Source organism: Paenibacillus sp. DRB1-1 (assembly GCF_052119485.1).
Taxonomy (GTDB): domain Bacteria; phylum Bacillota; class Bacilli; order Paenibacillales; family Paenibacillaceae; genus Paenibacillus; species Paenibacillus polymyxa_B.
The window spans coordinates 3534810-3557179 of the sequence record NZ_JBODQH010000001.1; the positions used below are offsets into that span (position 1 = coordinate 3534810).

A 22370-nucleotide genomic window follows, 5' to 3' on the forward strand; every position below is an offset into this window, starting at 1 on the left:
AGAGCCAGAAGGAGGGGGAGTATATAAATCAAAAAACCGCAGGGAATACGCCTGCGGTCTTGTCTATGCATTCCGCACCATACCTTCTTCTATAACAAGATAGCTCAACACACGTGTCTGTGTTAGGACAACGTGTGACAGTTCTGCTCCTTTCGGTTAGCAGCCCCAGCATTCGGAGTATTTACAAAGAGTCAGCTCCGCATACTTCGGCGGGTGTACCTTTCCACTGGAATCTCAGACGGCTCTTATCGTCTCCTCCAGTGTACTGATTACATCCGCGACCTCTACCTCATCATAAAACAGGGTTGATGAGGTGTATGACATGATATTTTATTGTATAGCGAACTACAGTATATCGTACCTGTACATCTTCTGACAATCGACAATTTTTTGAAAATCACTCGTAGAATCTTAAATTAAGAGTTCCGCTTGGCCATCTGCTGCCAAACTGTGCCCGCGGCTTGTTCGCCTGATTCGATGCGCTCCAACGCCATTTTGGCTTGCAGACTGACCTCGAATTCGGGATCATCAACAGCCTTCTCCAGCGCATCACGCGCATCCTCGGTTCCAACCTCGTATAAAAAACGTGCCGCCCGCCAGCGCACCAACTTGCTGCTATCCGACAGGGCTCCGATCATTGCGCTGGTAGCGACCGGGTCGCCGATGTCCGACAACGTGTCGCCTGCGGTGCGGCGTACTGCCGCTGAAGGATCGCGCAGCGCCTCGGCTAGCAGATCCATCGCCTCCGGTGAGCGAATATCGCCCAGATAGACGACGCCCAGCCGCCGCAGCTGCATTTTGTCGTCATGCAGCGCTTGCCGGATTAGCGGCAAATGCTCGGGCGTCGGTTCCAGCCGATCCAGCGCAGCGTAGCGTGTGCGCCAATCCTCGTGCTGCAGGGCCTGCCCCAGCTCGGCATCGCTCCACTCGCGGCGTTCCTCTACGAATTCGCTGTTGTTTGCGCCGTGGGCAATCGCCTGTTGGATAATCTGCTCCAGCCGCTCTTGTGGAAAGGCTGCCTCCAATTCCTGCTCGACCTCGCGTGCAATGTCCGGCAGTTCACCATAGCGGACGCCGTAATCACTCAGCTTGCGTTCCTTAATCAGCGTTGCACTCGCTACACGGGTAACGGCTTGCACAAAGCGATCGGACAAGGAAATTCGTTCCTCCTGCTGCCCCGTCTTGACTCGAATTTGCATAGGAATGCCGCGAAAAAATTGCACAAAGACCTGTGCCTCGCCAAATGCTTCTCCGGAGGTTTCCTCAGGCAAATCCCAATTGGCGTCAGCGCCTTCCTCGCCTAGCCGATCCCGGACTTGACCCAAAATGGTGGACCAGTCTGCATTCCCTTTGCGGTCAAGGGCAACAAAGTCGGTCGTGTGAAACACGCTTTTGACCCCTTCAATGCCCAACATGCGCCGGATAAATGGGGGAGCGGAACGCTCATTGTCCCGTGTATATGTTCTGCGGATACCCGCTTCCAGTCGCTCATCCAGATGCAGCATCATGGTGTTCGGACTGGGAGTTGGCTCGATAGATGTTATTTTCATAGCTCAGTACAGCCTCCTGTTCAAAAGTTCTCCATATATAGCTTATCTGTATTGTAACTCATTCTGCGAATGTCTCCAAAGAGAAGTTCGTGTTTCCGAGGAAAACACAATGACATATCTCACACTAATTCATGTAAACATGGCTGATGAATATGGAGGTTTTTTTAATAAAAACAGGATGCTATATTTACTGAATTGGAAAGTTACTATGACGCCACTGCGCAGTCGGATGGTGCTTCCCATCGCCACCGCCCCCGGATTTCTGGAATAAAGTCTATGATCAGGGTAGAAATCCGGGGACAAAAGCGACCGCTTCGCTTGTACAGCACCATTCCGCCTACTCCGTTTTTATGTGAATTTTAGAGTTCGTTATATATAGTTTTATGCACTCCGCTACAATGAATCATTCTGCTTTTGACGAATGAGCAGAGAGGCGATAAAGCCCACAGACAGAACAGCTGCCAGCAGCATAAATGTAGTTGTCTGATTACCGCCATTATCTATCAAGCGAATGGAAAGCACAGGAGCTAGACTTGTACCGGCAAACAGGATGAAGGTATATAGTGAGACAGCTATAGCTCTCGCTGCACCGCCGAGCTGGCCGACGATTGCTATGAGTGAAGGAACACTCAGGGCAATGCCGCTTACAAAACATACACTCAACACGACGATAGCTATGAGAGAGTGTGTCATTCCCATCAGCGCCAAACTCAGAATGGAAAGAATAAGGGCTGTACGTAATATAAGGTGCACACCATATTTCTGGGCTAGCTTTCCGGCGAATGGTGAAAGGAGCATGCCGATGATACCAGCGGATCTGACATAAAGCATCTGTCGGCTATTCAGGCCAAATTCAGGGCCGCCAAGATAGCTACCCAAAACCGTATACATGCTCACAAAGGACATCAGGAGAACAAAAGCAACCGTATAGCTTAACCATAAAGGATACGAGCGCAGAACGGTCCCTAACTGACTGAAAGCTGACCAAATACGAACACCTCGTTGAGGGGAGGGGGTTTTAGGCAGGAAAAAAAGGACGATTAGGAAGGTAATTGCATATAAAATGCCTAGCATCCGAAATACCGTATTCCACCCCATTTGTTCGCTAATGACAATACTAAATACCTGACCAGCGATGCCTGCTACTAGAAAACCGGTGCTGATAAAGCCGATAGCCGTTACCCGTTTTTCGGTCGGGAACATATCGACAGCGTATGCAAGAGCAACGGGAGAAAAGGTGGCCGCAGCTAAACCCTGAAGTAAGCGCAGTGTAACTAATACAGAATATTGACTGGTTAAGCCGATGGATAACGAAATAATCGTTAATGCGAGCAGTCCGGTGACGATAACCTGCTTTCGTCCAAAGCGGTCAGACAATCCACCATAAACAAGACATCCCACCGCAAAGCCTAAGGAAAAGATACTGCCCGGCAGGGCTCCTTCAGCAAGCGTTTTTCCAAACACTTTAGCAAAAAGAGGGACCAAAGGGATTGTCACATACAGGCTGGACATAACTGCAACCGCTGACCAGCATAGGATTACAGTCATCCATGCATAAGGGAGAGCCACATTTTCTTTCTGTATAACGGTATGATTGGTTCGTAATTTACTCATCAGTTGAACACTCCTTGATCATAAAATAAGCAGCTTGTTGATACGCGCAATTAATTATATTAGATAACCTAATTATATGTTTAAAAAAATTTATCTGCCCACCCCCAATCTGCTTTCCATATGATGATGGATTTTTTCTATAATCCGCGAAAAAACGACCTGCTCCTCTGGCTCCAAAATACTCGCTAGAGAAGCACAGGAAGACCAAAATACAGGAAGCACCTGCTGTACAAGATGAGTCCCCGCTTCTGTAATGCGTACGTGAATTTTGCGTCGATCTGTAGAATTATGTTCTCTGATAATCCATCCTCGTTGCTCTGTCCAGTCCAAGATTGATGTAACAGATGCACGACGGATTCCTAGACGGTCGGCAATCATAGAGGGGCTCATCTGAGCCTGAGATTGGTGCAGTGTCAACAGCAACAACAGATCTAGCTTACTCTCTGTGAGGCCGTAGGCAGATAGATCTAGATCGATCGCGTCCAGCACGTTATCACCCGTCCACAGCAAGAAGAGACCAATGCGGGCAAGTTGTCGGTCCGTTCCTGCAAGGGCAGTTTGATCCATTAACTCCAGATAAGGTTCTGGACCCAGACGTGGAAGGGGTTGCTGGACGGTGTCCCCCTTACTTTGTTTTGGTGGCATAAGTTCACTCTTTTCATATAATTAGGTTATCTAACTATATATCAATATAACGTATTGAAATGCATAAGACAATATCTAAAAAGAAATACGGCTACATTCAATGCAGAAGCAGGGTTAAAACTCGGAAGAATGAACCAAACTGTGAATAGGTTACCAAAATGCGCCAATAGATAAGTGAAGGAGGCGTTCCTATGTTCCGCAAGCAGGAAAGAACGCTCATTATTGTATGTATAGTAATTGCGGCCATTATGCTATATGCCGTAATTAAAAGCATAGCTCGCTTGACTCCTTAGTTGGTAATCCAGAGTGATCCGCGATGTTTAAAATGTGAAATGAAGGAGTGAAACCCATTTGTCTTCATTGGACCCTGTATTGCTAAGCCGGATGCTGACCGGAATTACCCTGTTTGTTCATATCGTATTTGCATCCATCGGCGTTGGCGTACCCTTAATGATTGCACTAGCAGAATGGCGTGGGCTGCGAACCGGTGATCCGCATTATACACTGCTGGCCCGACGGTGGGCGCGAGGGTTTGTCATTACCGTTGCCGTGGGTGTCGTTACAGGCACCTCCATTGGTCTACAGCTCAGCTTGCTTTGGCCCACCTTTATGCGGGTGGCTGGACAAGCGATTGCGCTGCCTCTGTTTTTGGAGACGTTTGCTTTTTTCATCGAAGCTATATTCCTGGGCATCTACTTGTATACCTGGGATCGGTTTAAAAGTAAATATTTTCACCTGATGCTGCTCATCCCGGTAGCGATTGCCTCATCTGCTTCAGCGGTTTTTATTACGACTGTGAACTCGTTCATGAACCAACCTCAAGGCTTTACACTCAAAAATGGAGTCATGACTGATATTCATCCCATCCAGGCCATGCTAAATCCGGCTACCCCGACCAAAGTTTCTCATGTACTGGCTTCTTCGTATACATTGAGCGCTGGGGTGCTGATGGGACTGGCTGCTTACAGTATGCTGAGGGGACGTAATCACTCTTATTTCAAAAAGGCGCTGAAGCTGACTGCCACCTGTACCATTGTGTTTGCCATCAGTACCGTGATGATTGGAGACGCATCCGGTAAATTTCTGGCGAAATATCAGCCAGAGAAGCTGGCAGCCGCCGAATGGCATTTTGATACGATGACGCACGCGCCCTTCGTATATGGCGGATATATGGATAAGAACGGTGAAATCAAGTATGCGCTGAAAGTGCCTTATGCACTTAGTGTGTTGGCCGGGAACCTGCCCAGTACGGAGGTCAAGGGCTTAAATGATTATCCCGTAGATCAGCGTCCGCCACTGTCTATCCATTATATGTTTGACCTCAAAATCACCACAGGGGTGCTGATTCTCGTCATTCCGCTGTTATATCTGATCCGCAAGCGTTTGCCAGGTCGCAAACCATACCCCAGATGGCTGCTGTTGGCGCTCATTCTGGTGGGGCCGATGGCGATGGTAGCTATTGAGCTCGGATGGATGTTTGCGGAGGTCGGTAGACAGCCGTGGATTTTACGCGGATATATGAAGGTCTCCGAAGCAGCGACCACTTCTACGAGTGTCGGGTGGATGCTGGTGTTGTTTGTTATTTTGTATCTGGTGTTGTGTTTCTCGGCCATTAAGGTACTCAGCAAGCTATTCCGCAATAAGGATGCGGTGGAAGAGATAAGGCAGCTGGGCCTGGAAGGGGCTGAAGGCAAGTGAGCTATGAGATTGTAGGTATCGCCATTTTGTGGACGTTCCTGTTCGGATATTTGCTTGTGGCATCCATTGATTTTGGTGCAGGGTTTTTCAGCTTTTACAGTGTGTTAACAGGCCACCAGAACAAAATCCACAATATCATTCAACGGTATCTGTCCCCGGTGTGGGAGGTAACAAACGTATTTCTCATCTTTTTTGTGGTGGGATTAAACGGGTTCTTCCCGGATGCGGCATATTACTATGGTACGGCGTTACTCGTTCCCGGCAGTATTGCGATTGTGCTTCTTGCCATCCGAGGAGTGTATTATGCATACAATACGTATGGGCATTCCGGTAAGAATAATATCGTCTACATGGCGTTGTACGGTGCGACAGGATTGCTGATTCCGGCGGCACTGTCCACAGTTCTCGCTATTTCGGAGGGCGGCATTATTGTAGAAAACAGCACAGGTGTTCATCTGCAATGGGGCCAGCTATTAAGCAACCCCTACACGTGGGCGGTTATTATTCTGGCGCTGGTGAGTGTATTGTATATCTCGGCGATGTTTTTGTCCTTTTATGCCAAAAGAGCGGGGGACAAGGTTGCTTTCGAAATCGTTCGAGGATACGCGTTGCTTTGGAGTGCTCCTACGATTTTGGCGAGTCTGCTCGCATTTTTTCAGATTAACAAACAAAATCCAGATCATTTTACCAATATGCTGAACATAGCCTGGATGTTTGTTGCATCCTTCATATGCTTTGCAGGAGCAGTTTATCTGGTATGGCAGCGGCGGCATCTGGGGGTTTCATTCATATTGGTGATGCTGCAATTTGCATTTGCCTGGTATGGCTACGGCCGCTCGCATCTCCCGTATGTTCTGTATCCCTACATTAATGTCTACGACAGCTTTACAAATTCTACGATGGCGTATGCATTGATTACGGCGTTTGTTGCGGGTCTGCTGGTGCTGATCCCTTCGCTGATCCTGATATTAAGATTGTTTCTGTTCGATGCAAAATATGTGCGCGGACATGAAGGGAAGAAAGGGTGAGTTAAAGTGGCTGCATTCGAGCATTTTACGATTATGTACGAGTCACCTATCATTATTGTCGTGGCGATTGTGTTTTTGTTTATTTATTCGGCACGCTTTAAAAATCCACAAGACTGACAACAACAGGTGGAACAGGCCTTCCTGATTGATCCGGGAGGTCTGTTTTTGCTGTATTATCGCAGAATTTCCTTTACAGACGTGATTGAATTATACTTTACATATATCAGGATGTTGCATCATTTTATGTTCACACTCGAGTGACAATATATAGTTAAATTGAACCGCTGCGTTTTTTGGAGAAAGGGTTCATCAGGGAGGGAGCTGCATCATGCCCAAAGTTCGTTTTAACAATATGGATCAAGTAAATACCGATAAAACAATCAAGCAATTCAGACAATGGCGGCAGGAGCGACGCAGCAAAATAAAGGATTATACGTTCGTTGTGCCAAACCATCCCCCGGAGCTGGAGTTTCTGCATAGCAATCGGGAGATGGCGACAGCCACCTGGGTGGGACATTCCACCTTTTTCATCCAGTATCTTGGGCTGAATATCGTCACCGATCCGGTATGGGCAGAGCGTATGGCTTTTGATAAAAGGTTGGCTCCGCCTGGCATTCGTATTCAGGATGTACCACCACTGGACATCATTCTGCTGTCTCATTCACATTATGATCATTTACATTTAGAATCGTTGCGGAAATTATACCGTGCAGATACGCTGATGCTCGTACCCACGGGGTTAAAGGCGAAAATGAACCGCAAAGGTTTTCGTAACTGTCATGAGCTGCAATGGTGGGAGCATTTTACGGTAGGAGGGGTACGATTTACGTTTGTTCCAGCCCAGCATTGGACACGACGCACGCCGTTTGATACGAATACTTCACATTGGGGTGGATACGTTCTGCAAAATGAGCAGCAGGTGATTGGCTCTGCCACGTCCGTCACGGAATCTCATCCTCATTCGAATACAGATTCAGAGCATACACCGACGTTGTATTTTGTGGGAGACACTGGATATTTTCGTGGGTTTAAGGAGATTGGCGAGCGCTTTGCCATTGACCTGACCTTTATGCCGATTGGTGCGTATGAACCGGAATGGTTCATGACCTCGCAGCATGTGACACCGGAGGAGGCATTGCAAGGGTTTGTAGATTGCGGCGCAGATCAGATGATTCCAATGCACTACGGAGCCTTCAAGCTAGCGGATGATACGCCAAGAGAGGCGCTGGATCGTCTCGAAGCGGAGCGTGATCGTATGGGTATTGCGAAGGAACGCATTCATGTTCTGGGGCACGGAGAGACGCTGAAAATTGGACGTCGCTGCTCAACTACAATTTGAGGAATTCGACATAATCCTTATATAAGAGGATTTTGCAAAACTCCAATAAGCAACTTCCAATGAATAAGATATAGATCGAAATGGTTTAGTTCGTCTATATCTTGTACTTCGGAGCGACTGGAATCGAATTTTGCAAAATCCTGATAAACAAAGCGACTCTGCGGACAAATGATGTTGTCTGCGGAGTCGCTTTTTTTGTTTTTAGGCTGTGATGCAGGATTAAACTGCTTCCGTATCACTCGCCAAAGAGGAATCGCTGTTGGCGATGGGATGACGAACGATTTTAACTTCATAGAACGTGATTTTATTTTCAATAATATAGTCTGGAATCTGCCGATGGCTATGGGATTCGCGGAACGCTTCGCTTTTCGTCCAGCCTTGGAAGTTCTCTTTTTCTTTCCAGCGTGTACTGATCGTTACTTCCTCATAATCCTTCGTGTTTTCAGTTAGCAACACTTCCAGACCGAGAAAACCTTCCATTTTTTCAACTTTTCCTTCTTTGTTAAATCTTTCGATGAGTAGATGTGCATTGCCCGGTGTGATTTTAGATGTATTTGTAACGATAACCATATTAAATTCCTCCTGAATGATGTGGTATGGTCGGTATAATAACCGGATAGCCATTCTCAAATTTGATGGTAGCGTTCATTTCATAAATGTCGCGAAGAAAAGCAGACGTCAAAATCTCACGGGGTTCGCCGGCAACGGCGATGCGTCCCTTTTTAAGCGCAATCATATGATGACAATAGGCCGCAGCTTGCTGCAAATCATGCAGTACCATAACAATCGTCAAACTGGACTCGTGATTGATACGCCGCAGCATATCCATAACTTCAAATTGGTGGGCGATATCCAGAAAAGTGGTCGGTTCATCGAGCAAAAGAATATTCGTTTGTTGGGCCAAGGCCATTGCAATTCGTGCTTTTTGTTGTTCACCTCCCGATAGAGTATGGAACATCCGATCTGCATAGGGCTGGATGCCCGTGATCTTCATGACATGGTCCACGATTTGCTGGTCCTGTCCGGTATGGCGTACCCTCAAGCCCTTGGCATGAGGAGATCTTCCGTAAGCGACCAGCTCGCGGACCGTCAATAACGGCAGCATATCCTTCATTTGCGGTAGCATTGTAATCGTCTGGGCAAAATCACGTCGTTTGTATTCCTGCACGGGCTTGCCCAGGACGGAAACCTGACCCTGATCCTGCTTGAGCAGCCGGGTCATAATCCGCAAAAGCGTGGACTTGCCTGAACCGTTAGGTCCGACGATCGCAGTGAGCTGACCAGCGGGCAAGGTGATATTCACATCGTCCAGCTTGAAATACCCACGTTGTAAGGAGATATGCTCACCCTGAATGGCTGTCATCCAAAATTCCCCCGTTTCTTGAGCAGGATTAAGAAGAACGGTGCCCCGATGACGGCCAGCAAAATACCGACAGGCAGTTCAATCGGGTCAAACCAGGATCGCGCCACCGTATCTGCGAGAACAACCAGTGTCCCGCCGCCCACAATGGAAAGGGGAAGGAGGAAACGATAATCTTCCCCGATTAGCAGCCGTATGACGTGGGGAACAACCAGTCCTACAAAGCCGATCAACCCGGCTACACTGACCGCCGTACCGGCGAGCAGGGCAGAGAGCAAGATAATGAGCATACGTTGAAGCTCCACTCTCTGGCCCAGCAGCTGTGCTGAATCGTCGCCCAGCAGCAGCAAATTAGCTGGTTTAATCGCAAACAGAGAGGCGATTAAGCCAATAATGGCGTAAGGCGCCATGAACTCTAAATGATGCCAGCTTCTTCCGTTTAATCCGCCGGATAGCCAAGGAAGAACGGCCTGTACGCGGTCGCTGTACATGACCATTACACCGTTGGTGAGTGCGCCCAGCAGCGCGTTGATCGCAACGCCAGCGAGCACAATTTTAACAGGCGATGCCCCTCGGTCCCAAGCCAGCAGATAAATGATGATTGCGCTCAGAAAGGCTCCCAAAAAGGCGGTTATCGGAAGAAGGTAGCTGAGCTGTGGAAGCATCACCATCGTAATGACGGCGGCAAGTCCACCTCCAGCCGATACACCAATAATGCCAGGGTCAGCCAATGGATTTTTCATGACACCTTGAAGAAGTGCTCCGGAAGCTGCGAGACAAGCTCCTACCAGTAAACCTACTAATACTCTGGGTAGCCGGAGATCCATCAGGATCGTGCGATATGTAGATTCATCATTATGTAGCAAAACATGATTAATTTCTTGAAGTGGAATCGATACCGAACCGTAGGCCAGACCGTACACAGAGACGGCCAGCAGTAGAATCGGAAGGGTGATCCAGGCGATGGTGCGTCTTCTGGCGCGCTGTAGTTTGTTCATCTCCATCGCCTATTTCGCCGGATACAGCTTTTGATGCATCAAATCCAGCGCTTTAGTGACACGTGTGCCCGGATTCGTACCGAACAGATCTGAAGGTAAAACCTCGACCTGATTGTTTTTGACTGCTCGGATCCCGTTCCAAGCTGCATTTTCCTGCATTTCCTTTATAAATGCGGCTTTAACATCTTCCGTATTGCCATGGGTCATGATAAAGATGTAGTCAGGGTCAGCCTGTATGATGCGTTCTGTGTTCAGCTGCGCATATTGCGGGAAATTCTGCAGGCCCGGAAAATCAGAGGCGATGTTAGAGCCACCCGCAGCTTCCAGAATGTTTCCACTTAGTGAATTTGGCAGTGCCGCCATATACGTAGCCGGGGCTCCGTAGACTAGCAACACCTTCGGTTTGGAGGCAGAAGCAGTTTCCTTTTGCAGCTTAGCTACTTGTTGGTCAATTTGCTGGTTCAGCTTCACGGCCTGAGCCTGCTTTTGCAGTAATTGTCCGAACAGCGTAATTTGCGACTGAATATCGTGAACTGAATTGGCTCCCGTCAGCAGCAGCTGTGAACCGACTCCTTCAATGGCTGGAATGTCTTTTTCATTCATAGGATAATTGCCTAGCACGACATCCGGTTTGAGCATCGTAATTTTCTCCAGATCGACTTCATGAGTGGAGCCTACTTGCTGAACGTTCTCAGCAGCAGGAACGACGGCAGGTCCATTGGAGTTGGGTCTGCCCACGGCAGTTCCACCCAATGCGTATATGATATCCAGATCGCCATTGCTGAGCGCAATGATATGTTGTGGGGCCTTTTGAAACGCTAACGTCCGTTTTGAAAAATCAATAACTTGAATCGCCGCACCGCTTGGCGTGCCAGAAGTGGCAGATACGGATGCACTGGTTGGTTTGTGATCTGCGGTCGAGGCACCATTACTACATCCGGTAACTGCCAATAAAAGCGCTGCGGACGACCACAACACATAAGATTTCATGTTATTCCTCCTGCAATTTTCGAGTTAAACAATAATGATAATCATTTTCATTTATGTATAAGAGAATGATAATGAATATCACTGGGGATTGTCAATTGAAAAAAGCGAATTTTTAAATAAATTTTGAACTAAAAATAAGAGGTAGCTATTCTACTTATAGAAGAAGGAACCACAAATTTTTCTTAAAAAATAGCATATATCAAGGGATTATGTACATGCAAATACATATTGACATTTTCGAAAAGTGTAAGATATATTGGTGATGGGTTTACTTTATTTTGCGAAATTCTGGAATAGAAAGGTGGGAAGACACGGCTCAAAAAGAGCTATTTTTTTTAATTATCAATTGAGAATGATAATCAATTACTTAAATTCTCGTGGGGAGGGACTGCTGTCAAAATGAAGAAGGGGTATTCTGCAATTATTGCTGTGTTTCTGCTGGTGAGTGTGCTGAGCTTTTGGCCAACTTCGTCATCTGTAGTAGCCGCTGCGGCTTCTCCAAAATTGGCGGATGGTACATACACGCTCAAATACAATATTCTCAAGGCAGAAAATGATTCAGTGTCCATGGCTAATGATTATTTTGAAAAACCAGCTAAGTTGTATGTAAAAAAAGGTCAAATGACCATGCAAATTAAGCTGAATCATAGCGAATGGACAACCGGGTTTAAAGTAGATTACAAAGGCAAAATCATCGATACAAAGGTCATCCATAAGGATGCCAAAACCGATACCCGCACCGTACAATTTCCAATTACGAGTGTGAACAGCCCGCTAATCTCTAAAATTCATGTTACTGTCCCTGCGTATAACTACGATCATGACTATACGATCCGCTTCGCTTTTGATTCCAAAAGCGTCAAAAAAGTAACAGCCGTTCAGCCCGCGAAATCAACTAAATCTTCCAAGAAGTAAATTCAAGTTATCTTTATCGTTCATAAAATCAACATAAATTCAAGCATAAAAAATTGAGGAGTGTGTGTAGATATGAATATGGTAATGAATCGCTTTGAGCAATTTTCTTTTAAGAAGGTATTCGTCGCATTGATCATGACAGCGCTTGTTTTTGCACTCGTTGCTCCATTCTCAGCTAAAGCGGCAGCAGCCGACGGCACGTATAACGTAGACTATACCGTTCTGAAGGATCAAACCAATGAGACTTCTCGATTGGATAGCTACCTGACGAAGCCTGCTCAGGTTACAGTAGCTAATGGCAAAAATGTCGTTCGTCTGACTGTGAAAAGCAGTAATCTGATTACAACGTTCAAAGTAGAGCAAAATGGCGTACTGCAAGATGCGACTGTAGTAAGCACAGATACTGCTAGCAACACTCGTGTAGTGGAATTCGAAGTTGCTGATCTGAATGCAAAAGTAAATGCTTACGCTGAAATCACAATTCCAGTAATCGGCTACACAGGCAAGTACGATGTACAACTGCGATTCGACGAAATCTAATCCAAAATAAAACGTAAAAGGAGATTAAAAACATGAACATGATTATGAATCGTATGGAAAAATTGTCTTTGAAAAAAGTAATGCTTACTGTGCTGATGGCAGCGCTTGTTTTTGTGGTACTAGCTCCATTTTCTTCCAATAAAGCGAACGCGGCTTTGCCTAATGGAACGTATCAATTGCCTTATACCGTTTATAAAGATGGAACCACTCAGCCATCTTACATGGATACAAATGGTTATGTGAAAAAACCAGCCACACTGATTGTTACGAATGGTCAATATAAAGTGAGAGTAGCTATTACCAAAAGTGCTTGGGTTACTGAATTCAAAACTCAACAAAACGGTCAGTATGTGAATGGGACTGTAGTAAGCACATCAGGGGATACAAGAATAGTCGAATTCCCTGTAACTAGCCCGTCTCAAAAATTGAACGTTAAACTGCATGTAAGTGTGCCTGCAGAATACACGGGTGGTATTCCGTACGATCACGACTATGTTGTTCAATTCCAATTCGACGACAGCGATATTTAAGACTTCTTTTTGAAAATATAATTTTGAATTGAATACTCATTTGGAGCTTAGTTTCAAAGCTCCAAATGAGTATATTTTAAGTAGGGGGATACATCACCTTGAAAAGCCGATTTAACAAATTTATAACGACATTTGCTGCTGTTCTAATGTTGTTTTCTTTATTTTCACCGTACGTAGGAGCAACACCTGAGGGTGAGTCTACATCGTCGAATTTGCCCGATTCAAGCACTACAGTCACTAGTGCTACTTATGCTACTTATGAAATTCCAGTAGAAGTACCCAGCACATATGCTGAGCCTACCAATGTTATAACCACCACCGATGCGACCTATGCAGATGGAGAATACCTGATTGATTACAAACCTTTAAGAAAGACGGTCAGCGGTAGCACCGGAGATTCGAGTTTCAAAACAAACTATACCTTTCCAGGAGACTTGATCATTAAAGATGGAAAATACCATTTTTCATTTAGGTTTGCGGAAACTCAAGGTCTATCGAAATTTTTAGTAGAACAAAACGGGGAGACAGTTCCCGCAAAAATAGAGGTGGATTCTGGAAAAACTTCCGGGACTGTAAGCTTCGATGTTTATGATTTTCATCAAAATGTAAATACGGAGTTTGGGTTTAATAGCAGTTCTCCATGGTATGTAGATACCGATCCGGACCGTTCAGTGAAGGAATGGATTGAGTTTGATCCTTCCAGTTTGAGACTTAAAAACTCAACAGAGAATCCAACGGTTCCACCTGTAACACCACCGGTAACGCCTCCTAATACAGGAGAAAAACTTTCTGATTTGGATTTTGCTCTTTTGAAAGATGGAACCAATGAAAAGTCTATGATGAATGGGTATACGGAGAAACCAGGCTCTCTAATTGAGCGTGGAGGTAAACAATATGCCCAGTTTACATTAAAGAACAGCAAACAGATTGATGGTTTCAAGGTAGAGCAAAATGGAGTGTTAACCGACACCTCTGTTGTAAGTGAAGATCAAACTGCGAATACACGTATGATCGAGTTTGAAGTAAAAGATCTGCCTGCCAAGCTCAACGCATGGGTAAGCGTCAACTGGCCTGAGCTGGGCTACGTGCATACTTATAATGTAGATCTTCAAATGGCTTCTATACCCGCTCCATCAGATTTGGCAGATGGAACGTACTCGATTAACTTTAACGCGCTGCACGCCACAAAAGATCAGCCATCAGCCATGGCACAGTATCTGTTGTCTCCGGCGACTTTGACGGTAGCGAAGGGACAAAAAGAAGTTTCCTTCACCATTAAAGACAGCACTACAGTAACGGAATTCAAAACAGAACAAAATGGAACGTTGACGGATGCGGATATTGTAAGTGAGGACAAGACAGCTAATATGCGTGTTGTGAAATTCAAAGTAGCAGATTTGGACGCTATTCTGAATGCACAGGTACATGTGAGCACGACCTATCCAGGTGGGGTTTATGAAATGGATCATAAACTTCGTCTTCAGTTCGATAAAAACAGTATCTCGGGATCAGACAATGGTTCATCTCCAGTAACGTCAAATCTGGACTTCACGCTGTTAAAAGACGGTTCGAGTGAAAAGTCCATGATGGATGGATATACGGAGAAACCAGGCGTTTTGATTGAACGTGAAGGCAAGAGGTATGTTCGTTTTACTTTGAAAAACAGCAAGCAAATTGACGGCTTTAAAGTAGAACAAAACGGAGTATTGACGAATACGACCGTAGTAAGTGAAGACAAAGCTGCGAATACACGAGTTATTGAATTTGAAGTAAAAGAAGTACCTGCCAAGCTAAACGCATGGGTAAGCATCAACTGGCCTGAGTTCAACTATGTGGAAACATATAATGTCGATCTCCAATTAGGAACGGCAACATCCCCGGTTGATCCTGAGACGCCAGGTACACCAGGTACGCCCGGAAAGGTTATAGCCGATGGAACGTATTCGATCCAGTTCAATGCACTGCACGCAACAAAAGATCAAAAATCGGCAATGGCGCAATATTTATTATCTCCGGCAACACTGACGGTATCGAAAGGCAACTATGAAGCTTCCTTCACAATCAAAGACAGCGCCACAGTGACGGAGTTCAAAACAGAACAAAACGGAACGTTAACAGATGCAGATATCGTAAGCGTGGACAAGAAAGCGGACACACGTGTTGTGAAATTCAAAGTGGCCGATTTGGACGCTATTATGAATGCACAGGTACATGTGAGCACGACCTATCCAGGTGGGGTTTATGAGATGGACCATAAGCTTCGTCTTCAATTTGACCTCAGCAGCATTGCGGCAAAAGGAACAGATGGCGGCACAACTCCCGTGACTGAAAACGGCAGATACAGCATTGATTTCTCCGTACTCAAAAATGGAAGCAATGAATTATCTGTGATGGATGGCTATATGCAGAAACCAGCCACGCTGTTAAGACAGTCCGGTAAAAATGTGATTCAGATTAAAATGGACAAGAGCAGCTGGATTAAAACGTTCAAAGTAAATGGTGCAGAGGCTCAGGTTGTCGATCAATCGAGCTCCGCAGATACAAGAACAGTACAATTCGAAGTACCAAATCTGTCGGATAAAGTGACAGTGAATACGCATGTTATCGTACCTGGATTGGATTTGGGTGGCATCCCTTATGACCACGTATATGATGTGCAGTATCAATTCGAGCCTGCTACCATTCGCAGCTTTGTCGAGCCTTCCTCTTCGGGTGCAGCTGATCCCATTGTTAAATTGGATTTCGACAAGCTTGCCAATGGTAAATATGCTTTGAAATTCAGTATCATTTTGTCTGATGGTTCCACAGGAGTGGATTCTCCGGCTCAACGCTTCATCACTGACGAATCGGCGCAATTGGTCGTGGAAGGCGACAAACGGTTTGTAGGTCTAAAGCTGCAAAACAGTAATGAAGTGAAGGCGCTACGCATTTGGGACAACGCAAGCGGGGACTATCGAGACGCAGAAGTGACCCAGGAAGATGCAGCAAGCAATACGAAGCACGTTCGGTTTAGTGTGAATGACTTTAAAAACAATGTAAAAGGCCAATTGGTTGTCTATGAAGCCCCTAAAGTGGCAACTGCCACTCCGATGGTCTTTAAGACTGAGGATCGGGTGGAGAAGGTCTACGATTTTGAATTTAAATTTAACACCAGTGATGTTTCTTACTACAACGAAACTAAAGCAGACGAAGTAGAGCAAGGGAAAAACAACTTAGCGGATGGAGAGTACAGTGCGAACTTCCGTGTGCTGGCGAACGGAACGGACAAGGATTCTCTAGTGGCTCCTTTTGTACAGAGTCTAGCGAAATTGATTGTGAAAAATGGGAAGGTTCAGGCTCATGTAACCGTTACGGACAACCAGGCTTTGAAGCTATTCCAAACGGATTTTGAAGGCCGTTATGCCAATCCGACGATTATGGGTTCGGACACCAAAGGTGACACGCACACTATTGCATTCGAAGTGCCTGATCTGGATAAAAAGTTGAGCGTGTACACACAGGTATATCTGCCTGAGAAATACATTCTAAATGAGAAATTCGGCGGACAGATTCAATTTGACCGTGCATCGCTAAAAGGTGAGGGAGTCAATGCGGCTACAACTGCAACCGCAACTGAACCGATAGTAGCTTCTACGGACAAGGTAGCAGAACCGACCACACCTGTGGCAGAAAAAAAATCAGTAGTTGAGCAACCGGCTCAAACGGCTTCCGAGAAGCAATACACGATTAATTACAACGTATTTAAAGACAAAACGAGTGAAGCTTCCGTTATGGACGGTTATCTCGACAAACCAGCTACACTGATTGAAAAGGGAGACAAGCGCTATATTCAAGTGACTTTGAAAAATAGCTCCTGGATGCCAGCCCTCCAAGTGGAGCAAAACGGTACCCTGAAAGATGTAGAAGTGATCTCGACATCCGGCGATACACGTGTCGTTCAATTCGAGGTAGGGGACTTGTCCCAGAAAATCAGTGCTTACACACACGTCATTGTGCCTGGCTTGGTCCTTGGCGGAGTGCCGTATGATCACTGGTATACAGTTCAGTTTCAATTTGATGAAGCAAGCCTGAAAGCGAAGTAGCCTCAGGTTGTGACATTCATGAAGCACGAATAACAGCAAAGTTTGTATGCGAGCAAGTCTTGGTGCCCCGGCGTCAAGACTTGTCAGCATTTACATACCCGAGGAATTTGCAAAAATCCAATAAGCGACTTCTAATGAACAATATGTAGATCGAAATGGTCTAATTCGTCTAGATATTGCACCTTGGAGCGACTGGAATCGAATTTTGCAAAATAAGGATCCCGAAAAGTTGGGGTTCCTAATGTTGTTCTATATTTTGAATTGAGGTGACTGGATTTCCATGAAACGGTATATAGCATGGGCTCAAGGAAGATCGTTTTGTTTGTATATGTTAATCGGCATCGTGATCTTGTTGCTGGCTGGGTGTTCGGGAGGAGCACAGGCTGGACAGAATCAGAGCGATGGTTCGAAATCAGCGGCAACATCTAATACAACCGGAAAGTCGTCTGATGGTAAAGCTCAAGCTCCTCGTATTGTGGCAACTACGGTAGCCATTGCGGAAATCACGGATGCGCTGGGCCTGGATTTGGCAGGCAAGCCGACAAGCACAAAAGTGCTGCCTGACCGTTACAAGGATGTGCCTGATGTGGGTAATCCGATGAGTCCTGATATGGAAAAAGTGATGTCACTGAAGCCGACGGACGTACTGTCGGTAACGACACTGAAATATGATCTGGAGCCTAAATTTAAAGATTTGAAAATTAATGCCGAATTTTTGAATTTTGAAAGTCTCACGAATATGCAAAAAGAGATTCAAAAGCTGGGAGACACGTTTGGCAAAGCCGATAAGGCCAAAGAGATTAATGGAGCTTTGGATGCCAAAGTAGCTGAGATTCAACAAAAAATCAAAGGGAAGAAATCCCCTAAAGTATTGATTTTGCTGGGAGTACCGGGAAGCTATCTGGTGGCTACCGAGCATTCCTATATCGGGGATCTGGTCAAAATTGCAGGAGGAACAAATGTGGTTCAGGGCGAGAAGGTGGAGTTCATTGCCCACAATACCGAAGCCTTGCAGCAATCCAACCCCGATATCATTTTGCGCGCTGCACACGGGATGCCGGATGAAGTAGTGAAAATGTTCGATGAAGAGTTTAAAACTAACGATATCTGGAAGCATTTCAACGCTGTGAAAAATGGGCATGTCTATGATCTGCCTGAACCGTTGTTTGGCACAACAGGGAATTTAGCGGCAAACTCGGCGCTGGATGAGCTGATGAAAATGCTGTATCCTTCGAATTAAAGGAAGCTGATGACATGTCCAAAAAAGTATGGAGCCTTATTGTTGTAATTGTCTTGCTCGTCGGCGTTATGCTGTATTCAGCGATGACAGGCAGTCTCAAGGTGAATTTGAGTCAGTTGGTGGCCGGATTGTGGACAGGTGTAGATGATCAGGTGAATGTGGTCAAGGACCTGAGACTACCGAGAATTTTCGTGTCCGTGATGGCAGGTGCAGCACTTGCAGTAGCGGGTGTTTTGCTGCAAGCCGTCATGAAAAACCCACTGGCGGATGCAGGGGTTATCGGCATTTCTTCGGGAGCGGCATTGATCTCGCTGATTGCGGTGACGGTCTTTCCTGCGCTTTATTTCTGGATGCCATTCTTTTCATTTATTGGCGGGGCGTTAGCCTGTCTAATGGTTTATGGTTTTTCATGGAAATCCGGCTTGCATCCGATTCGTCTCATTCTGATCGGGGTGGCTGTGAACGCCATTTTTTCTGGACTAGGTCAGTCGTTTAACTATCGAGGCAGTTATGCAGTCACTAGCATTAATCAGGTTACCACTTCAACCTTGTCTATGAAAAAATGGGTAGATGTCGAGGTTATTGTGACCTATGGCGGGATTGGGCTAATTTTAGCCATGCTCGTGTTCTCTTGGTGCAATTTCTTGTCCCTTCAAGATAAAACAGCTAAAAATCTGGGATTCAATGTAACGCGTGCACGACTTTTGATTTCTGTGATTGCAGTGCTGCTTGCAGCAACGGCTACAGCCATCGCGGGAGTGATTGCCTTTATCGGCCTGCTCGTTCCGCATTGTGCCCGCTACCTAGTTGGCTCGGATCATAAGTGGTTGATTCCATTTTCCGCCTTATGCGGCGGCTTGCTGCTGCTGCTCGCGGATACACTGGGGCGGACGGTGCTTGCTCCCAATGAAATCCCAGCTTCTATTATTATGGCCGTCATTGGCGGGCCGTTCCTGATATTCCTGATCAGAAAGGCGGATCGCACCTATGGACATTAAGGATATAACCTTCTCATATGATCGGAAAACAGATCGTCTGCATGCTATTAATGCTGTTATTGAGTCGGGACGGATTACGACCATTATTGGTCCCAACGGATGCGGCAAATCGACGCTGCTCAGCGTGATGTCCAACAATGCTGTTCCCCGCTTGGGCCAGGTGATTCTGGACGGCAAGGGGATAGCCCACTACAAGCCCAAGGAACTGGCCCGTCAACTGGCGGTAGTCCATCAGCAGAACGAGGCACCTTCCGACTTGACAGTAGAAAAGCTCGTCAGCTTCGGCAGGTTGCCGCATAAGAACATGTTCACAGCGAGACGTGACGAGGATGAGGAGGCGATTGAGTGGGCAATAGCCTGCACTAACCTGAACGAACGTAGAACTCGCACGTTGGATCAGCTCTCAGGAGGAGAACGGCAGCGTGTATGGATTGCAATGGCCTTGGCACAGCGGACGCCAATTTTATTTTTGGATGAGCCGACCACCTATTTGGATATGTACTACCAGCTTGAAATTTTAGAACTCATTCGGCAGTTAAACCAGGAACATGGACTGACAATTGTGATGGTGTTGCATGATATCAACCAGGCTATTCGGTATAGCGATGTGATGATTGCCATGAAGGAAGGGCGTATTATAGCGAACGGCCCACCTACAGAGGTCGTTACATCTGAACTGATCCAGGCGGTCTATGACGTGGAGGTCGTAATCAAACAGGATGATGAAGCCGGCATGTACCTCATTCCGATAGGTGTCGGGGTTTCCTGACATTTACAAGCGTGCAGAACGTCAATGCTGCGACTTAACACGTCTTTCCTCGTGGTATCTTAACGAATTTAAAACATGAAAATGGTTCTGGTCCATGTGTTTGTCAGGTGACAATGGTGGAGACAGAAGCATTTTTTATTTTATTTATAAGATATTGGATGAGATTCAGGGGCGGTTATACTTATACTACGGTTCGAATCCGATCTTTTGTGTGTTATACTATTGCCGTCGGTAATTTTGTGTTTAGCACTTTACTAATGATAAGGATGGTATGCTTATATGATCAGTACAAGCGGCGTAACGCTTCGTTATGGTAAACGCCCACTTTTTGAAGACGTAAATATCAAATTTACTCCTGGGAACTGCTACGGCCTGATTGGGGCGAATGGCGCGGGTAAATCCACCTTTTTGAAAATTCTTTCCGGTGAAATCGAAGCCAATTCAGGCGAGGTTCACATGACACCGGGCGAACGGATGGCAGTGCTCAAGCAGAACCATTATGAATACGATGAATTCCCAGTTCTGGAAACCGTTATTATGGGCCATACGCGTCTGTATGAAATCATGAAGGAAAAAGATACTTTGTATGCCAAAACGGAATTTACCGAAGCGGACGGCCTACGTGCTGGGGAGCTTGAAGGTGAATTTGCGGAGCTGAACGGATGGGATGCCGAGCCGGATGCAGCTTCCTTGCTGATCGGTCTTGGTATTTCCCGCGACCTGCATGACAAGAACATGTCTGAGCTGAGTGGTAATGACAAGGTACGTGTTCTCCTGGCTCAAGCGTTGTTTGGTCGTCCGAACAATTTGCTGCTCGATGAGCCTACCAACCATTTGGACCTCGAATCCATTCAATGGCTGGAAAATTTCTTGATGGACTATGAAGGCACCGTCATCGTCGTATCCCATGATCGTCACTTCCTGAACAAGGTATGTACGCATATTGCGGATATTGATTTTGGCAAAATCCAGATGTACGTCGGCAACTACGACTTCTGGTACGAGTCCAGCCAGCTTGCGCTTGCCTTGACTCGTGATGCCAACAAGAAAAAGGAAGAGAAGATCAAGGAACTGCAAGCCTTTATTCAGCGCTTTTCCGCGAATGCTTCCAAGTCCAAACAGGCTACTTCACGTAAAAAACAACTGGATAAAATTACGTTGGATGACATCCGTCCATCGAACCGTAAATATCCTTTCCTGAACTTCAAGCCTGAACGCGAAGCAGGCAAACAACTCCTGACAGTAGACCGCCTCAGTAAAACCGTTGAAGGCGAGCAAGTGCTGAATGAGTTCAGTCTGGTTGTGAACAAAGGCGATAAAATCGCGTTTGTTGGCCCGAACGGCATGCCTAAATCGACGCTCTTCCAGGTGTTGATGAACGAGATCGAAGCAGATAGCGGAGAATTCTCTTGGGGGATTACAACTAGCCAGGCTTATTTCCCGAAAGATAATTCCACCTATTTTGAAGGTGTGGATATGAATCTTGTGGAATGGCTGCGTCAATATTCCAAGGATCAGGACGAAACGTTCCTGCGCGGCTTCTTGGGACGTATGCTTTTTTCTGGAGAAGAAGCGCTTAAGAAAGCAAGTGTGCTGTCCGGGGGCGAAAAGGTTCGCTGTATGCTGGCGAAAATGATGCTGAACGGTGCCAATGTGCTGTTGCTGGAAGAACCGACCAATCACTTGGATCTGGAGTCCATCACAGCGCTGAACAATGGTCTGATTGATTTTGACGGTACTATATTGTTCACATCCCATGACCACCAGTTTATTCAAACTATTGCAAATCGAATCGTGGAAATTACACCAAACGGCGTAATCGACCGTACGATGAGCTATGATGAATACTTGGAAAATGAAGAAATCGCGAAATTGCGTGAACGTATGTATCCGGTAGAAATCGGCTAGAATCCAAACCGGCTAACTTCAACAACTAGATAAACGAAAGAGGAGCTCCTTTAGGCCATTGATATGGTCGGGAGACTCCTCTTTTTTCGTTTGTGCCATGACCCATAGCTTACTCGGTTCCGGAGTGAGGTAAGATAGACCTCGTCCGATTTTGCGTACTATATAT

Annotated in this window: 19 protein-coding genes and 1 riboswitch; of the genes, 12 read left to right on the top strand and 7 right to left on the bottom strand. The window is 46.1% G+C overall.

The features are described from left to right. Positions 1-92: 92 nt before the first annotated feature. Positions 93-295, bottom strand: a riboswitch (Lysine riboswitch). A gap of 121 nt (positions 296-416) precedes the next feature. The 3 genes from ACQW03_RS15555 to ACQW03_RS15565 form a co-directional block, all read right to left on the bottom strand. Then, the gene (locus ACQW03_RS15555) at positions 417-1550 is read right to left on the bottom strand and encodes a virulence factor (RefSeq protein WP_264454534.1); all 1134 of its coding nucleotides are present in this window, start codon (positions 1548-1550) and stop codon (positions 417-419) included. 393 nt (positions 1551-1943) lie between these two features. Continuing rightward, a complete protein-coding gene (locus tag ACQW03_RS15560; protein WP_441950495.1) occupies positions 1944-3164 on the bottom strand; it encodes an MFS transporter in 1221 nt (406 codons plus the stop codon). A gap of 90 nt (positions 3165-3254) precedes the next feature. Next, positions 3255-3809, bottom strand: coding sequence for a MarR family winged helix-turn-helix transcriptional regulator (locus tag ACQW03_RS15565; protein ID WP_071642963.1), 555 nt, complete (start codon positions 3807-3809; stop codon positions 3255-3257). A gap of 351 nt (positions 3810-4160) precedes the next feature. Between ACQW03_RS15565 and ACQW03_RS15570 the strand changes: the two genes are divergently transcribed. From ACQW03_RS15570 to ACQW03_RS15585, 4 genes are all read left to right on the top strand, one after another. Continuing rightward, on the top strand, positions 4161-5507 hold the full coding sequence (locus ACQW03_RS15570; RefSeq protein WP_071642961.1) for a cytochrome ubiquinol oxidase subunit I: 1347 nt from the start codon (positions 4161-4163) through the stop codon (positions 5505-5507). Next, positions 5504-6535 carry a cytochrome d ubiquinol oxidase subunit II gene (locus ACQW03_RS15575; protein WP_023990300.1) on the top strand — a complete coding sequence of 344 codons (1032 nt, stop codon included), beginning with the start codon at positions 5504-5506 and terminating at the stop codon, positions 6533-6535. The genes ACQW03_RS15570 and ACQW03_RS15575 overlap by 4 nt, the downstream gene beginning before the upstream one ends. Positions 6536-6541: 6 nt before the next feature. Further along, the gene (gene cydS / locus ACQW03_RS15580; RefSeq protein WP_007432143.1) at positions 6542-6652 is read left to right on the top strand and encodes a cytochrome bd oxidase small subunit CydS; all 111 of its coding nucleotides are present in this window, start codon (positions 6542-6544) and stop codon (positions 6650-6652) included. A 211-nt stretch (positions 6653-6863) separates the two neighbouring features. Then, a complete protein-coding gene (locus tag ACQW03_RS15585; protein ID WP_076294284.1) occupies positions 6864-7874 on the top strand; it encodes an MBL fold metallo-hydrolase in 1011 nt (336 codons plus the stop codon). A gap of 219 nt (positions 7875-8093) precedes the next feature. On the opposite strand, the gene isdG is transcribed toward ACQW03_RS15585, so the two are convergent. Genes isdG through ACQW03_RS15605 form a run of 4 tightly spaced genes read right to left on the bottom strand, consistent with a single transcriptional unit; the run spans position 8094 to position 11222 of the window. Continuing rightward, complete coding sequence (isdG, locus tag ACQW03_RS15590; protein WP_023990297.1) at positions 8094-8444, bottom strand: heme oxygenase; 351 nt, start codon at positions 8442-8444, stop codon at positions 8094-8096. A 1-nt stretch (position 8445) separates the two neighbouring features. Further along, positions 8446-9237 (bottom strand): ABC transporter ATP-binding protein, encoded by a 792-nt coding sequence (locus ACQW03_RS15595; RefSeq protein ID WP_441950499.1) that lies wholly within the window; start codon positions 9235-9237, stop codon positions 8446-8448. Next, positions 9234-10232, bottom strand: coding sequence for a FecCD family ABC transporter permease (locus ACQW03_RS15600; protein ID WP_179085951.1), 999 nt, complete (start codon positions 10230-10232; stop codon positions 9234-9236). The genes ACQW03_RS15595 and ACQW03_RS15600 overlap by 4 nt, the downstream gene beginning before the upstream one ends. 9 nt (positions 10233-10241) lie before the next feature. Next, positions 10242-11222, bottom strand: a complete 981-nt coding sequence (locus ACQW03_RS15605; RefSeq protein WP_071642954.1) for an ABC transporter substrate-binding protein — start codon at positions 11220-11222, stop codon at positions 10242-10244. Positions 11223-11621: 399 nt separating this feature from the next. Here ACQW03_RS15605 and isdC point away from each other — a divergent pair, with 399 nt between their 5' ends. From isdC to ACQW03_RS15645, 8 genes are all read left to right on the top strand, one after another. Next, on the top strand, positions 11622-12137 hold the full coding sequence (isdC, locus tag ACQW03_RS15610) for a heme uptake protein IsdC (RefSeq protein WP_053326093.1): 516 nt from the start codon (positions 11622-11624) through the stop codon (positions 12135-12137). Positions 12138-12209: 72 nt separating this feature from the next. Further along, positions 12210-12677, top strand: a complete 468-nt coding sequence (locus ACQW03_RS15615; protein ID WP_441950503.1) for an NEAT domain-containing protein — start codon at positions 12210-12212, stop codon at positions 12675-12677. 32 nt (positions 12678-12709) lie between these two features. Continuing rightward, the gene (locus ACQW03_RS15620; protein ID WP_441950505.1) at positions 12710-13207 is read left to right on the top strand and encodes an NEAT domain-containing protein; all 498 of its coding nucleotides are present in this window, start codon (positions 12710-12712) and stop codon (positions 13205-13207) included. 98 nt (positions 13208-13305) lie between these two features. Then, positions 13306-17289, top strand: coding sequence for an NEAT domain-containing protein (locus ACQW03_RS15625; RefSeq protein WP_441950507.1), 3984 nt, complete (start codon positions 13306-13308; stop codon positions 17287-17289). Between the two features lie 280 nt (positions 17290-17569). Further along, complete coding sequence (isdE, locus tag ACQW03_RS15630; protein ID WP_076294279.1) at positions 17570-18529, top strand: heme ABC transporter substrate-binding protein IsdE; 960 nt, start codon at positions 17570-17572, stop codon at positions 18527-18529. A 14-nt stretch (positions 18530-18543) separates the two neighbouring features. Beyond that, a complete protein-coding gene (locus ACQW03_RS15635; RefSeq protein ID WP_104495658.1) occupies positions 18544-19527 on the top strand; it encodes a FecCD family ABC transporter permease in 984 nt (327 codons plus the stop codon). After that, positions 19517-20296, top strand: a complete 780-nt coding sequence (locus tag ACQW03_RS15640; protein ID WP_441950510.1) for an ABC transporter ATP-binding protein — start codon at positions 19517-19519, stop codon at positions 20294-20296. The genes ACQW03_RS15635 and ACQW03_RS15640 overlap by 11 nt, the downstream gene beginning before the upstream one ends. Positions 20297-20575: 279 nt before the next feature. After that, a complete protein-coding gene (locus ACQW03_RS15645; protein ID WP_441950512.1) occupies positions 20576-22204 on the top strand; it encodes an ABC-F family ATP-binding cassette domain-containing protein in 1629 nt (542 codons plus the stop codon). Positions 22205-22370: the final 166 nt, after the last annotated feature.

What these genes read in the sequence shown, in the direction of transcription:
- ACQW03_RS15555 (WP_264454534.1), bottom strand. Translation starts at nt 1,550, where the DNA reads ATGAAAATAACATCTATCGAGCCAACTCCCAGTCCGAACACCATGATG.
- ACQW03_RS15560 (WP_441950495.1), bottom strand. Translation starts at nt 3,164, where the DNA reads ATGAGTAAATTACGAACCAATCATACCGTTATACAGAAAGAAAATGTG.
- ACQW03_RS15565 (WP_071642963.1), bottom strand. Translation starts at nt 3,809, where the DNA reads ATGCCACCAAAACAAAGTAAGGGGGACACCGTCCAGCAACCCCTTCCA.
- ACQW03_RS15585 (WP_076294284.1), top strand. Translation starts at nt 6,864, where the DNA reads ATGCCCAAAGTTCGTTTTAACAATATGGATCAAGTAAATACCGATAAA.
- isdG (WP_023990297.1), bottom strand. Translation starts at nt 8,444, where the DNA reads ATGGTTATCGTTACAAATACATCTAAAATCACACCGGGCAATGCACAT.
- ACQW03_RS15595 (WP_441950499.1), bottom strand. Translation starts at nt 9,237, where the DNA reads ATGACAGCCATTCAGGGTGAGCATATCTCCTTACAACGTGGGTATTTC.
- ACQW03_RS15600 (WP_179085951.1), bottom strand. Translation starts at nt 10,232, where the DNA reads ATGAACAAACTACAGCGCGCCAGAAGACGCACCATCGCCTGGATCACC.
- ACQW03_RS15605 (WP_071642954.1), bottom strand. Translation starts at nt 11,222, where the DNA reads ATGAAATCTTATGTGTTGTGGTCGTCCGCAGCGCTTTTATTGGCAGTT.
- isdC (WP_053326093.1), top strand. Translation starts at nt 11,622, where the DNA reads ATGAAGAAGGGGTATTCTGCAATTATTGCTGTGTTTCTGCTGGTGAGT.
- ACQW03_RS15615 (WP_441950503.1), top strand. Translation starts at nt 12,210, where the DNA reads ATGAATATGGTAATGAATCGCTTTGAGCAATTTTCTTTTAAGAAGGTA.
- ACQW03_RS15620 (WP_441950505.1), top strand. Translation starts at nt 12,710, where the DNA reads ATGAACATGATTATGAATCGTATGGAAAAATTGTCTTTGAAAAAAGTA.
- isdE (WP_076294279.1), top strand. Translation starts at nt 17,570, where the DNA reads ATGAAACGGTATATAGCATGGGCTCAAGGAAGATCGTTTTGTTTGTAT.
- ACQW03_RS15635 (WP_104495658.1), top strand. Translation starts at nt 18,544, where the DNA reads ATGTCCAAAAAAGTATGGAGCCTTATTGTTGTAATTGTCTTGCTCGTC.
- ACQW03_RS15640 (WP_441950510.1), top strand. Translation starts at nt 19,517, where the DNA reads ATGGACATTAAGGATATAACCTTCTCATATGATCGGAAAACAGATCGT.
- ACQW03_RS15645 (WP_441950512.1), top strand. Translation starts at nt 20,576, where the DNA reads ATGATCAGTACAAGCGGCGTAACGCTTCGTTATGGTAAACGCCCACTT.